Raw genomic sequence first — 13,091 nt, 5'->3', positions numbered from 1 at the left:
CCGCTGTCCCCTCACGGCACCCCCAGCTCGAACAGCGCATACCCCGCGTACGACCCCGAGGCCAGTGCGGCGATGCCGAGGAGGACGCACTGCACGGGCAGGCTGAGGCGGCGCATGGCGGCCGCGAGGGGGAGGAACAGCGGGAAGCAGGGCAGCAGATAGCGGGAGATGTTGGCGACGATCTGCTGGCTGCCCAGCACCAGGGCCAGGGTGAGGACCGTGTACACGACCAGCACGGCCGGCGGGCGCAGCCGCAGCAGCAGGGGCAGCAGGGCGCAGGCCAGCAGGATGACGGCGACCGAGATGACATCCGGGAAGGGGTACGCGAAGAGATAGTCGAACTTGCCCACCGGCACGGACGTCAGCACGTCCAGGGTCTGCTTGCCGTAGTCGAAGCTGTGCGCCCAGGCGCCTGACTGGAGCTTGAAGTAGCCGCCCAGGTCGCCCATGCGGTCGCCGACCCAGAGCAGATAGCCGAACAGGCCGAGCGGGGCCAGGGCCATGGCGAGCAGCGGGCGCAGGACGCCGTCCTCGCGGCGCCGGAGTGCGAGCAGCGCGGCGACGCCGAGCGCGGCGATCAGCGCGGCGGCCGTGGGCCGGTTGAGGCCGGCCGCGAAGGCGAGGACCCCGGCGGTGAGCCAGCGCCGGGTCAGCACCGCGTAACAGGTCCACACCGCCAGGGCCACGTAGAGGGAGTCGGAGTACACCGCCCACTCCACGCCCGAGCCCGGCCACACCGCCCACAGCCCGGCCGCGGCGAACCCGGCCCGCCGGCCGCCGAACCGCTCGGCGACGGCGTACACGCCGAGCGCGGCGGCGAAGGACGCGAGGACCGACACCAGTAGCCCCGCGCCGTACGAGCCGAGACCGGTGACGGTCATGGCCGTCCGGGTCAGCGCCGGGTAGAGCGGGAAGAACGCCGCCGAGTTGCCCTCCAGCGTGATCAGGCCGGTGGCGCCGGGCACGTGGACGAGCTTGGGGTCGTAGCCGTGCAGCGCGATCTGCTGGTACCACCAGCCGTCCCAGGTGGCCAGCACGTCCCAGGCGTGCGCCCCGCCGCCGAACCGGGGGTTCCTGGTGCGGTAGTCCCCGGTGGAGGACAGCAGGTACATGAAGGAGCAGAAACCGGCCAGCTTCAGCGCGCCGTACAGCGCGAGGACCGGCCCGTGCCGGCGGGCGGCGGTGCGCAGCCGCGGACCGGACAGCGTCCGGGCGGCGTCCGGGGCCGGGGTCCGCGGCAGGGTCGCGGTCATGAGGCGGCCGGGGCGGTACGGCGACGGCGGCGGGGCAGGGTACGCCGCATCCGGGCGATCCCGCGCAGGTCGGCCAGCGCGGTCGCGACGATGTCGACGCTGCTGTCGGGGTCGTCGACCCAGTCCACCGGGACCTCGTGGATCCTGAGGCCCGCCCGCTCGGCCAGCACCAGCAGCTCGGTGTCGAAGAACCACTCCCCGTCCCGCACCAGCGGCAGCAGCCGCTCGGCGACCTCGCGGCGCACCGCCTTGAAGCCGCACTGCGCGTCGGAGAAGCCGACGGCGAGCGTGCAGCGCAGCAGGACGTTGTAACAGCGGGAGATGACTTCGCGCTTGGCGCCGCGCACCACCCGGGCGCCGGGCGCGAGCCGGGTGCCGATGGCCAGGTCGGAATGGCCCGAGATCAGCGGCGCGACCAGCGGCAGCAGCGCCGCGAGACCGGTGGACAGGTCCACGTCGAGGTAGGCCAGCACGGGCGCCCGGGACGCCGACCAGGCGGCCCGCAGCGCCCGGCCGCGGCCCTTGACGGGCAGCCGCAGCGCGACCACCTCGGGCAGCTCCTCGGCGAGCCGGGCGGCGATGGCCGGGGTGCGGTCGGTGCTCGCGTTGTCGGCGACGGTGATGCGGAACGGGTAGGGGAAGGTGTCCCGCAGATGCGTGTGCAGCCGTCGCACGTTGGGCTCGAGGTCCTTCTCCTCGTTGAACACCGGCACGACCACGTCCAGGACGGGCTCGTCGTGGTGCGACGGCAGGGGCGCGCGGCGGGGCAGCGGTGCGGGAGCCGATGGCCGGTCAGGGCGGAGGTTTATCACGTGGTTCCCCGTTTGTTCTCGGTTGGATGGCATGCCGACGGCACGCGGGGCGGGCGGTGCACGGCGCGCTAGCCGGTCGGGCCGGTCGCCGGCAGGGTGGTGGTCGGATCCCCGGCGGCGGGGGTGGTCGTGTCCCCGGTGGCGGGGGTGGTCGTGGCGGGCGGTGGTCGGCGCGTCGCCGTCGCCGAACTCCCGGCCGTCGTCGCCGGATCGAGGGCCGTCGAGGTGTCGGTCGAGGCCGGGTAGGTGGTCGTCGCGGTCGAGGAAGGTGGCGCGCTCGGTGACCGGGAGGACGGCTGCGACGACGACGGGGAGGTCGTCGGGGACGGGCTCGGCAGGACCGTCGGACTGTTCAGGGGCCGGGGGTGCGGGGCGCTGGGCCGGTCGTCGGTGCGGCCGTGCGGCCACAGCAGCAGACCGATCCCGAGCCCGGCCACCGCCAGCGCGGAACCGGCCGCGCGGCGCGCCGCGCGCACCCGCTGCCGGGTGCGCACCCCGGCGCGCAGCCGGTCCCGGTGCCGGGCCTCGAAGGGCGTCTGCTCCCGGGTGGTGTGCATCAGCTGCGTCAGCTGCCGCTCGAAGGCGTCCATGCGTTCGCCGTCGTCCCGGCCCTGCGCGTGCTTCACGTGCTCCACGGGTTCTTCCTCACCCCACCGGCTCGATGACGTCGGCCAGGAGCCGGCGCAGCCGGGCCACCCCGCGCGCGGCATGCGACCGTGCGGTGCCGAGCGGGCACCCCAGGATCTCCGCGACCTGCCGGTCGGGCAGGTCCTGGTAGTAGCGCAGCACCACGGCGGCCCGCTGCCGCGCGCTCAGCTGGGCGAGAGCCGTCTCCAACCGGGAGCGCTCGGCCACGGCCGCCGACATGTCGCCGGCCGCCGCGACCTCGGGCAGCTCCTCGACCGGTCGCTCGCCCCACCAGCGGCGGCGGGCCGAGCGGGCCGCCGCCCGCGCCAGCACCTTGCGCACATAGGCCTCCGGCGCCTCGTCGGCGACCTTCGGCCACACGAACCACAGCTTGACCAAGGAGTCCTGCAACAGGTCCTCGGCGCGATGCCGGTCCCCTCCGGTGAGCAGACGGGCCAGATGGAACAACACCGACCAGCGGGCCGCCACGAACGCGTCGTACTCACCGGCCCGAGCCTGCTCCATCCTCACGGTCCTGTCCTCGCCGGCTGTCTACACCAGGAGAAAGGCCCTGGAGCCCCTCCCGCGCTGCACTCGGCGGGCGTGATCCGTGTCACGTACGGATCTCACGCAGGGTCAGACGACTCGGAGCAGCAGCACCGCCCGCGCCGGAACGGTGATCTCCGCGCCCGCCGGGTGGACCGTGCCCGGCGCCTCGGCCTGCTCCTCCCGCGAGGTGTCCACGACCACCTCGTACCGCTCCGCCCACGGCGGGCCGGGCAGCACGAAGCCGGTCGGGGCCTCGCCCGCGTGCAGCACCGCGAGGAAGCTGTCGTCCACGACCGGCGCGCCCCGCTCGTCCCGGCCCGGGATGTCCCGCCCGGAGAGGTACATGCCGAGCGTGGCCGCGGGCGCGTACCAGTCGCCCTCGGTCATCTCCGCGCCCCGCGCCGTGAACCAGGCCAGATCGCGCAGCCCGTCCGCCGAGTGCGCCCGGCCGGAGAAGAAGGCCCGGCGGCGCAGCACCGGGTGCCGGTGGCGCAGCGCGATCAGCCGGGAGGTCAGCTCGCACAGTGCCCGCCAGCCCGGCTCCCGCAGCAGGGACCAGTCCAGCCAGCTGGTCTCGTCGTCCTGGCAGTAGGCGTTGTTGTTGCCGCGCTGGGTGCGCCCCAGCTCGTCACCGGCCACCAGCATCGGCACACCGGTGGACAGCAGCAGGGTGGTCAGCAGGTTCCTGAGCTGCCTGCGGCGCAGCGCACGCACCCGCTCGTCGTCCGTCTCGCCCTCCACCCCGCAGTTCCAGGAGCGGTTGTCGTTCGTGCCGTCCCGGTTGCTCTCGCCGTTGGCCTCGTTGTGCTTGGCCTGGTACGACACCAGGTCGCGCAGGGTGAATCCGTCGTGCGCGGTGACGAAGTTGACCGACGCGTAGGGACGCCGGCCGCCCCAGGCGTACAGGTCGCTGGAGCCGGACAGCCGGTAGCCCATCTCGCGCACGTCGGGCAGTGCGTGCCGCCAGAAGTCCCGTACGGCGTTGCGGTAGCGGTCGTTCCACTCCGTCCACAGCGGCGGGAACGCGCCCACCTGGTAACCGCCGGACCCGATGTCCCACGGCTCGGCGATCAGTTTGACGCGCCTGAGCACCGGGTCCTGGGCGATGACCGCGAGGAACGGGGAGAGCATGTCGACGTCGTGCATCGAGCGGGCGAGGGCCGCCGCGAGGTCGAACCGGAAACCGTCCACGCCCATCTCCGTCACCCAGTAGCGCAGCGAGTCGGTGATCAGGCGCAGCACCTGGGGCTGGACGACGTGCAGGGTGTTGCCGCAGCCGGTGTAGTCGGCGTACCGGCGGGCGTCGTCCTGGAGCCGGTAGTAGCCGCGGTTGTCGATGCCCTTCAGGGACAGGGTCGGTCCCAGCTCGCCCGCCTCGGCGGTGTGGTTGTAGACCACGTCGAGGACGACCTCGATCCCGGCCGCGTGCAGCGCGCGCACCATCCGCTTGAACTCGCCGACCTGCTGTCCCGTCGTACCGGAGGCCGCGTAGGCGGCGTGCGGGGCGAAGTAGCCGATGGAGTTGTAGCCCCAGTAGTTGCGCAGACCCCGGCGCAGCAGGTGGTCCTCGTGGGCGAACTGGTGGACGGGCAGCAGCTCCACGGCCGTGACGCCGAGCTTCACCAGGTGCTCGATCGCCGCCGGGTGCGCCAGCCCCGCGTAGGTGCCGCGCAGCTCCTCGGGGATGTCCGGGTGCAGCTTGGTGAAGCCGCGCACGTGCAGCTCGTAGATGACCGAGTCCGCCCAGGGCGTCTTGGGACGGCGGTCGTCGGACCAGTCGTCGTCGTCGTGCACGACGACACCCTTCGGGACGTACGGCGCCGAGTCCCGGTCGTCGCGGACGGTGTCGGCGACATGCTGCTCCGGCCAGTCCCTGACGTGCCCGTACACCTCCGGCGGCAGCCGGCCGTAGTCGTTGCCCTCGGCGCCGTCCACCGCCCGCGCGTACGGGTCCAGCAGCAGCTTGGCCGGGTTCCAGCGGGCGCCGGTCCACGGGTCCCAGCGGCCGTCCACCCGGTAGCCGTAGCGCTGACCGGGCATCACACCCGGCACGAAGCCGTGCCAGATCTCGTGCGTCAGTTCGGTCAGCGGGATCTGCGTCTCCCGGCCCCGGTCGTCGAACAGACAGACCCGGACCGCCTCCGCGCCGGCCGCCCACAGCGCGAAGTTGGTGCCCGCCACCCCGTCCGGGCCGACCCGGAACCGGGCCCCCAGCGGGGTCGGCGCGCCCGGCCACACCGCGGGGGCGGGCGGTACGGCGCGCCGGGCGCCGTTCACCACGGACGCCGGTTGCCCGGTCCCGGCGGCCGGCTCTCCGGCCGGTGCCCGCTGCTCGGCTGCGCTCGTCACCAGTCGGCCCCTCTTTCAGTGGCGCGTCCGGGGGCGCTTCGGCCGCGCCGAACAGCCGAGGCTGCCCTGGTCAGGCACGCCCCGGCCACCCGGTACGGCTGCGCCCTGACGGCTCCGGCGTAGGCGCTGCGGCTCCCCAACGTGTCGTCCTTCCCTCTGTTCTGCCCAGTGCGTGCGTCGCACTCACGTTTCCCCGGGGCGTGCCCGGTCGTTGAGTCCCGCGTGAGGCACCTACAAGGACGCGCACGGCGCGCGGGGGCCGCGCTGGCCGCCGTACTGATGTGGACAGGGCTGCTGTCCGGCTGCTCCGCCGACGGCTCGGGGCCGCTGGGCCTGGGCGGAGCGCTCGGCAAGCCCCCAACTCCCGAGGAGGTCATCCGTGTCACCCCCGACGACGGCAGCAAGGCGGTCCGCCCCCGGCAACCGCTGCGGATCACGGTGCCGGACGGGCGCCTGGAGAAGGTGTCCGTCGTCAGGCAGCAGGACGCGCAACAGACGCCCGTCCCCGGGAGGGTCAGCGCGGACGGGCTGACCTGGCGGCCGGACCAGGACCAACTGGCGCTGGCCGCCAAGTACACCGTCGACGTGGTCGCGCTGGACACCCGGGGCCGCCGCTCGGCTCGGCACACCACGTTCACCACCTTCGTCCCCGACCAGCGGTTCATCGCCTACGTCACCCCCGAGAACCGCGCCACCGTCGGCACCGGCATGATCGTCTCCCTCGCCTTCAGCCGGGACATCGTCAACCGTGCCGCCGTCGAACGCGCCGTCCACGTCAGCGCGCGGCCGTCCGTCGAGATCCGCCCCCACTGGTTCGGCAAGAACCGGCTGGACTTCCGTCCCGAGCGCTACTGGAAACCCGGCACCGAGGTCACCGTCGACCTCGGCCTGCGGGACGTCGAAGGCGCGAAAGGCGTCTACGGCCTGCAGTCCAAGACGTTCTCCTTCACCGTCGGCCGCAGCCAGGTCTCCCTGGTCGACGCGGAGAGCCACACCATGGAGGTACGGCGCGACGGCCGGCTGCTCGCCACCGTCCCGATCACCGCGGGGGCCCCGAAGCACCCCACGTACAACGGGAAGATGGTGGTGATGGACATGCTGGAGGAGACCCGCATGAACAGCCAGACGGTCGGCTTCGGCGGCGAGTACGACATCCCCGACGTCCCGCACGCCATGAAGCTCACCGACTCCGGCACCTTCCTGCACGGCAACTACTGGGCGCCCGACGCCCCCGGCAACGCCAACGTCAGCCACGGCTGCGTGGGCCTGAGGGACGTCAAGGGCGGCGGCTCGGACACCCCGGCGGGCTGGTTCTTCGACCGCAGCCTCGTCGGTGACGTCGTCGAGGTCGTCAACAGCAAGGACAAAACCGTCTCTCCGGACAACGGCCTCAGCGGATGGAACATGACCTGGAAGGAGTGGAAAGCGGGCAGCGCGGTGAAATAACCAGGTGGGGGGCCGGGGTTGGACGTCGGTGCCGGGCGGAAGTTGCGACGGAACGGTGACATTCGCCTGACACCGCGCTCAAAACCGGGCGGTTAATATGCGCGCACCAGTGTGGTGGGGAGCGGGCCTGATCAGGCCCGGCGAGGGGAGACAACTTGAACATGCGGCCTGGACCGGGGGCGTCGGTGGCGGGGCGGCGGGGCCGCGGGGGACTGGTGTGCATAGTCGGCGCGCTGGTGCTGTCGCTCGCCGCGTGCGGCGGGGGAGGGGGCTCGGGTGCCGGGCCCGACGGCAAGGACAAGGAGGCCACCCAGCAGGGCAGGCAGTCCACGGCCGCCGTCAGCATCTCCCCGAAGTCCGGTGCCACCGGCGTCGACACCAGCGGCGCGCTGAAGGTCAGCGTGGCCAAGGGCAAGCTGACCGAAGTCACCGTCAAGGACGCCAGGGGCGCGAAGGTCGACGGCACCATCGGCGCCGGGGGCGCGTCCTGGACGCCGTCCACCCATCTGGCCGCCGCCACGAAGTACACCGTGCACGCGGTCGCCAAGGACCCGGACGGCCGCGAGGCCGCCGAGGACTCCTCGTTCACCACGCTGACCCCGAAGAACACCTTCCTCGGCACCTTCACCCCCGAGGACGGCTCCACCGTCGGCGTCGGAATGCCGTTCTCCATCAACTTCACCCGGGGCATCACGGACCCGCAGGCCGTGGAGAAGGCCGTGAAGATCACGACCGAGCCGGCCGTCGACGTCGAGGGCCACTGGTTCGGCAACGACCGCCTGGACTTCCGCCCCGAGAAGTACTGGAAGTCCGGCACCAAGGTCACCGTCGACCTGAACCTGGACGGTGTCGAGGGCCGTGACGGCGTCTACGGCAAGCAGCACAAGACGGTGAAGTTCACCATCGGCCGCAACCAGGTCTCGATGGTGGACGCCAAGAAGCACACGATGAAGGTCACCCAGGACGGCAAGGTCATCAAGACCATCCCGGTCACCACCGGCAAGCCCGGCTACGACACCTGGAACGGCCAGATGGTCATCAGCGAGAAGCTGTCGGTGACCCGGATGAACGGCGAGACGGTCGGCTACGGCGGCGAGTACGACATCAAGGACGTCCCGCACGCCATGCGCCTGACCACCTCCGGCACCTTCCTGCACGGCAACTACTGGGGCGGCGGCGCCTTCGGAAACTACAACGCCAGCCACGGCTGCGTCGGCCTGCGCGACGTGCGCGGCGGCTACGACGGCTCCACCCCGGCCGCCTGGATGTTCAACCACTCGATGATCGGCGACGTGGTGGTCGTCCAGCACTCCCACGACCGTACGGTCGACCCGGCGAACGGGTTCAACGGCTGGAACATGTCCTGGGCCGACTGGAAGAAGTGAACCGGCACTGACATGCGGGCCCGGTGCCGTGACCCACGGCACCGGGCCCGCCCGCGTACCGGGGCCCGTGACCGTCCGAGCGGCCCGGGCCGCCGTTGATCCCCGTGCTGTGCCTGCCCGGGGGCGGCCCCCGCACCCCCGGCCGGATGTGACCGACCGCACCGGCCCGGCAGCCGTTAATCCCCGTTAACCTGCCTGCATGACCGTCTCTCTCGAAGTCGCCGAAGGCGTCGGCACCCTGCGGCTCGACCGGCCGCCCATGAACGCGCTGGACATCGCCACCCAGGACCGGCTGAAGGAACTCGCCGAGGAGGCCACGCGCCGCGACGACGTGCGCGCCGTGGTGATCTACGGCGGCGAGCGGGTGTTCGCGGCGGGCGCGGACATCAAGGAGATGCAGAACATGGACCATGCCGGCATGGTCCTGCGCGCCCGCGCCCTGCAGGACTCCTTCACCGCCGTGGCGCGCATTCCCAAGCCCGTCGTCGCCGCCGTCACCGGCTACGCGCTCGGCGGCGGCTGCGAGCTCGCCCTGTGCGCCGACTACCGCATCGCCGCCGACAACGCCAAGCTCGGCCAGCCCGAGATCCTGCTCGGACTGATCCCGGGTGCCGGCGGCACCCAGCGGCTGTCCCGGCTGGTCGGCCCCTCCAAGGCCAAGGACCTCATCTTCACGGGCCGTCAGGTCAAGGCCGACGAGGCCCTGGCGATCGGCCTGGTGGACCGGGTCGTCCCGGCCGCCGAGGTCTACGAGCAGGCGCACGCCTGGGCCGCGAAGCTCGCCCAGGGACCGGCGATCGCGCTGCGCGCGGCCAAGGAGTGCGTCGACACCGGTCTGGAGACCGACATCGACACCGGGCTCGCCGTCGAACGGAACTGGTTCGCCGGTCTGTTCGCCACCGAGGACCGCGAGCGTGGCATGCGCAGCTTCGTGGAGGAGGGGCCGGGCAAGGCCAAGTTCGTCTGAGCGTCAGCTGTGTGAACTCCCGCGTAACTCCCGCGGGAGCCCTTGCAATTGACGTGTCGTCTCATCCGGGTCCCTCGATGGAGCGCTTTATGGGAGCCTTAAGGCAACCTTAAGCCCGCTCGGTCGAGGGAGCCTGACGATTGCCCGGAGATGGGTCGTCTCCGCAGGTCAACCATGCCGTACCGGCCAGTGACATGCCGTCGGCATATGCCGGACGGCGAGCGAAGATGGGGGGCGCGCAGGGGGCGCATTCCTCCGGAACGGCCCCCAGGACGGCTGCGGACGGCCATCATGGGGGCATGGCGGGGCTGGAGGGCATCGAACAGCCGCGGGGACACAGCCGTGCGGCCGCGGCGCGCTGGTCGCCCGGGGTCGAGGACGAACAGGCGCTCAAGGCGGTCGAACTGTTCGGGAACCCCACGGAGGCGGAGGTGCCGCTGCCGTCCCGCCCGGAGTCCGCGGCCACCGCCCGCCGGCTCGCCCAGGTCGTCGTCCTGCGCCACTGGCGACTGACCCCCAAGCTGACGGAGGACACCGTCTTACTCGTGTCCGAACTCGTCGGCAACGCCGTACGGCACACCGGCGCCCGGGTCTTCGGCCTCCGGATGCGCCGCCGCCCCGGCTGGATCCGCGTCGAGGTCCGCGATCCCTCGCGCGGGCTGCCCTGTCTGATGCCGGTCCAGGAGATGGACGTCAGCGGGCGCGGCCTGTTCCTGGTGGACAAGCTCTCCGACCGGTGGGGCGTGGACCTGCTGCCGCGCGGCAAGACGACCTGGTTCGAGATGCGGGTCGCCGACCGCTAGGCGCACCCCTCTCCCGGTGCGGCCCCGTGATGGCCCGCTTGGGAGCGAACGCACCCGTACGAGTGATTTTTCCACCGCAAACCGAACACATCCTCCCCGTTCGGGGCAATCACCTGTTTTCTTACCCAGCCCCCCTTAAATGGTGCGGGTGACCCCCACCGACCGACGTGAAGTGCTGCGCGCGGGTGCCGGGCTCATGGCCGGCGGCGCGCTCGCCGCCGGTTGCGGCGCAGGCCAGGCCGCTCCCACCGGCACCCCGTCCGCAGAGTCCGCCGACCCGGCTGCCCGCACCCCCGGCCACCCCACGGCCGGCGCCCGGGCCGCCCCCGCCCCCCGCGCCTATCCGGGCGAGCCCGCCCAGATCAGCCACGGCCCGCGCACCCGCCCCCAGGTCGCCCTCACCTTCCACGGCCAGGGCGACCCCGCCCTCGCCCACTCGCTGCTCTCCGAGGCCGAGCAGCGCGGCGCCCGGCTCACCGTGCTCGCCGTCGGCACGTGGCTGGACGAACACCCCGACGTCGCCCGCCGCATCCTGGACGGCGGCCACGACCTCGGCAACCACACCCAGCGGCACATCGCCGTCAACGCCCTCGCGGAGGCGGACGCCCGCAAGGAGATCACCGACTGCGCCGACCGCCTCGAGCGGCTCACCGGATCCATCGGCACCTGGTTCCGCCCCTCCCGGGCGCCGACCGCCTCCCCGCTGGTCGCCCGGCTGGCCCGCACCGTGGGCTACCCGCACGTGCTGTCCTACGACGTCGACTCGCTCGACTACACCCGCCCCGGCGCCGCCGCCGTCACCCGCAAGGTCCTCGCGGACGTGCGGAACGGGTCGGTGGTGAGTTTGCATTTCGGTTACGCGGACACGGTCGCCGCCCTCCCCGACGTCCTCCATGAACTCGACCGCCGTGGCCTGCGCGCGGTCACCACCACGGAGCTGCTGAGCTGATGCGAACCACGAAAGCCGTCCGCCTGCTGGCCGCCGGTGCCGCCCTCACCGCCCTGACGCTGCTGTCCGCGTGCGATTCCGGCTCCGAGCAGCACCCCAAGAAGGAGGCCCAGGTCACCAAGGCGCCGGTGCAGCCGCAGGTGAACCGGGCGCGGGTGGACGTGCTGCCCGGGATGCCGCCGGTCGAGGACCCGGCCGACATCTACTCGGCCGACCGCCCGAACCAGCTCTCGCCCGCCGTCCAGGGCTTCCCGACCCGGGTGTACGTCCCCAACACCAACTCCGACACCGTCACCGTCATCGACCCGAAGACCTACAAGGTCATCGACACCGTCCGGGTCGGCCGCCAGCCCCAGCACGTCGTGCCCTCCTGGGACCTGAAGACCCTCTGGGTCAACAACGACCTGGGCAACAGCCTCACCCCCATCGACCCGCGGACCGGCAAGGCCGGCAAGCCGGTCGACGTGCACGACCCGTACAACCTGTACTTCACGCCCGACGGCAAGTACGCGGTCGTCATGGCCTCCATGGACCGTCAGCTGGTCTTCCGTGACGCCCACACCATGAAGGTCGTCAAGGCCGTGCCGGTCAGCTGCTACGGCGTCAACCACGCCGACTTCTCCGTCGACGGCCGCTACTTCATCGTCTCCTGCGAGTTCAGCGGCGAGGTCCTCAAGGTCGACACCGCGAAGATGAAGGTGGTCCGGCAGGAGAAGCTGCCGCTGCACGGCGCCATGCCGCAGGACGTCAAGATCTCCCCGGACGGCAAGCGGTTCTACATCGCCGACATGATGGCGGACGGCATGTGGATCCTGGACGGCGACAAGTTCACCCGGCCCACCTTCCTCGCCACCGGCAAGGGCGCCCACGGCCTCTACATCAGCCGCGACTCCCGCGAGATGTACATCTCCAACCGGGGCGAGGGCACCATCTCCGTCTTCGACTTCGCCCAGAACCGGCTGACCAAGAAGTGGCGCCTGCCCGGCGGCGGCAGCCCCGACATGGGCGGCGTCTCTTCCGACGGCAAGGTGCTGTGGCTGTCCGGCCGCTACAACTCCGAGGTGTACGCCATCGACACCCGCAGCGGCACCGAACTGGCCCGCATCAAGGTCGGCAGCGGCCCCCACGGCCTCGCCGTCTACCCCCAGCCGGGCCGCTACTCGCTCGGACACACCGGCATCTTCCGCTGAAGCAGCAGCTCCGCCCCCACCGGACGGTAGCCGGCCGCCTGGAACGCCCGGGTGCTGCGGGCGTTTCCCGGCGCGACCTGAGCCCACAGCGGCTCGGTGACCAGATGCCGGGCCGCGGCCGCCAGCCGGCGCCCCAGACCCCGGTGCCGTACGTCCTCGTCCACCTCGACCGACACCTCCAGCCGCCCGGCGACCCCGCGCCCGGTCACCAGCACCCCGCCGTCCGCGGTCCAGGCGCGCACGTCGTCGCGGCGGCCGCGGGCGTAGCGGACCCGGGGATGGGAGGCGTCCCTGATCTCCGTCAGCGCGAGCGGCGGCGCACCCGGCAGCGGGGTGCCCGCCCAGACCGCGTCGACGGTCTCCGCCCGGCGTCCCGTGCGCTCCAGGAGGGCGGTCAGGAAGCGCGGGTTCATCGCGGCCGCCAGGGCGTCGCTGTCCACGCCGCGCAGGGTCTCGTGCACCCACTCCGGGTCCTCGTCGAGGAACACCACCGAGTGCGCGGTGAAGGCCATCACCCCCGCGTGCCGCTCCGACGGCTGCGGCACGACCGTCGTACCGCCGTCGGCCGGCGGAAAGACACCCTGGGCCGCCGCGTCGAGAATGTCCCGCAACGTCTCCACCACGCGCTCCTTGCGTCTTCACCCACTGGGAGGCCCAGACTCCCAGACATGACCGACGACGGCACCGGAGGCGGACGGTCGTGATCAAGGGCGAGTCCGGGCCTCCGGGGCATCAGGAGGAGTCCAGGGGGGTGGTCGTGG

Annotated in this window: 11 protein-coding genes and 1 pseudogene; 6 read left to right on the top strand and 6 right to left on the bottom strand. The window is 72.3% G+C overall.

Annotated elements, in window-relative coordinates; genetic code table 11:
* Window positions 1-11: 11 nt before the first annotated feature.
* The 5 genes and pseudogenes from ACIHEJ_RS39935 to glgX form a co-directional block, all read right to left on the bottom strand.
* The gene (locus ACIHEJ_RS39935) at window positions 12-1,253 is read right to left on the bottom strand and encodes a hypothetical protein (protein ID WP_400142763.1); all 1,242 of its coding nucleotides are present in this window, start codon (window positions 1,251-1,253) and stop codon (window positions 12-14) included.
* An 11-nt stretch (window positions 1,254-1,264) separates the two neighbouring features.
* Window positions 1,265-2,005 (bottom strand): annotated as a pseudogene (locus tag ACIHEJ_RS39930) (dolichyl-phosphate beta-glucosyltransferase); the annotation flags it as partial.
* A gap of 128 nt (window positions 2,006-2,133) precedes the next feature.
* Window positions 2,134-2,700 (bottom strand): hypothetical protein, encoded by a 567-nt coding sequence (locus ACIHEJ_RS39925; protein WP_400142762.1) that lies wholly within the window; start codon window positions 2,698-2,700, stop codon window positions 2,134-2,136.
* A 10-nt stretch (window positions 2,701-2,710) separates the two neighbouring features.
* The gene (locus tag ACIHEJ_RS39920) at window positions 2,711-3,217 is read right to left on the bottom strand and encodes a SigE family RNA polymerase sigma factor (RefSeq protein ID WP_400142761.1); all 507 of its coding nucleotides are present in this window, start codon (window positions 3,215-3,217) and stop codon (window positions 2,711-2,713) included.
* Between the two features lie 111 nt (window positions 3,218-3,328).
* On the bottom strand, window positions 3,329-5,590 hold the full coding sequence (gene glgX, locus ACIHEJ_RS39915) for a glycogen debranching protein GlgX (protein WP_400142760.1): 2,262 nt from the start codon (window positions 5,588-5,590) through the stop codon (window positions 3,329-3,331).
* Window positions 5,591-5,812: 222 nt separating this feature from the next.
* Between glgX and ACIHEJ_RS39910 the strand changes: the two genes are divergently transcribed.
* The 6 genes from ACIHEJ_RS39910 to ACIHEJ_RS39885 all read left to right on the top strand — a co-directional run bounded on the left by ACIHEJ_RS39910 (window position 5,813) and on the right by ACIHEJ_RS39885 (window position 12,330).
* Window positions 5,813-7,036 carry an Ig-like domain-containing protein gene (locus ACIHEJ_RS39910; RefSeq protein ID WP_400142759.1) on the top strand — a complete coding sequence of 408 codons (1,224 nt, stop codon included), beginning with the start codon at window positions 5,813-5,815 and terminating at the stop codon, window positions 7,034-7,036.
* Between the two features lie 155 nt (window positions 7,037-7,191).
* A complete protein-coding gene (locus ACIHEJ_RS39905) occupies window positions 7,192-8,421 on the top strand; it encodes an Ig-like domain-containing protein (RefSeq protein WP_400142758.1) in 1,230 nt (409 codons plus the stop codon).
* Window positions 8,422-8,620: 199 nt separating this feature from the next.
* On the top strand, window positions 8,621-9,388 hold the full coding sequence (locus ACIHEJ_RS39900) for an enoyl-CoA hydratase/isomerase family protein (RefSeq protein WP_400142757.1): 768 nt from the start codon (window positions 8,621-8,623) through the stop codon (window positions 9,386-9,388).
* Window positions 9,389-9,582: 194 nt separating this feature from the next.
* Window positions 9,583-10,191, top strand: a complete 609-nt coding sequence (locus tag ACIHEJ_RS39895) for an ATP-binding protein (RefSeq protein WP_400142756.1) — start codon at window positions 9,583-9,585, stop codon at window positions 10,189-10,191.
* A 139-nt stretch (window positions 10,192-10,330) separates the two neighbouring features.
* Entirely contained in the window at window positions 10,331-11,140 is an 810-nt protein-coding gene (locus ACIHEJ_RS39890) for a polysaccharide deacetylase family protein (protein ID WP_400142755.1), read from the top strand.
* A complete protein-coding gene (locus ACIHEJ_RS39885; RefSeq protein ID WP_400142754.1) occupies window positions 11,140-12,330 on the top strand; it encodes a beta-propeller fold lactonase family protein in 1,191 nt (396 codons plus the stop codon). Before ACIHEJ_RS39890 ends, ACIHEJ_RS39885 begins: the two co-directional genes overlap by 1 nt.
* Here ACIHEJ_RS39885 and ACIHEJ_RS39880 read toward each other — a convergent pair.
* Window positions 12,297-12,950 (bottom strand): GNAT family N-acetyltransferase, encoded by a 654-nt coding sequence (locus ACIHEJ_RS39880; RefSeq protein ID WP_400142752.1) that lies wholly within the window; start codon window positions 12,948-12,950, stop codon window positions 12,297-12,299. The two genes, ACIHEJ_RS39885 and ACIHEJ_RS39880, sit on opposite strands and share 34 nt — an antisense overlap.
* Window positions 12,951-13,091: the final 141 nt, after the last annotated feature.

It is taken from the genome of Streptomyces sp. NPDC052301 (assembly GCF_044593395.1).
GTDB lineage: Bacteria > Actinomycetota > Actinomycetes > Streptomycetales > Streptomycetaceae > Streptomyces.
This window is presented reverse-complemented; position numbering and strand designations above follow the sequence as displayed.

Coding starts and splice junctions, on each gene's coding strand:
- ACIHEJ_RS39890 (WP_400142755.1), top strand. CDS start 10,331: ATGGTGCGGGTGACCCCCACCGACCGACGTGAAGTGCTGCGCGCGGGT.
- ACIHEJ_RS39935 (WP_400142763.1), bottom strand. CDS start 1,253: ATGACCGCGACCCTGCCGCGGACCCCGGCCCCGGACGCCGCCCGGACG.
- ACIHEJ_RS39885 (WP_400142754.1), top strand. CDS start 11,140: ATGCGAACCACGAAAGCCGTCCGCCTGCTGGCCGCCGGTGCCGCCCTC.
- ACIHEJ_RS39895 (WP_400142756.1), top strand. CDS start 9,583: ATGCCGTCGGCATATGCCGGACGGCGAGCGAAGATGGGGGGCGCGCAG.
- ACIHEJ_RS39900 (WP_400142757.1), top strand. CDS start 8,621: ATGACCGTCTCTCTCGAAGTCGCCGAAGGCGTCGGCACCCTGCGGCTC.
- ACIHEJ_RS39920 (WP_400142761.1), bottom strand. CDS start 3,217: ATGGAGCAGGCTCGGGCCGGTGAGTACGACGCGTTCGTGGCGGCCCGC.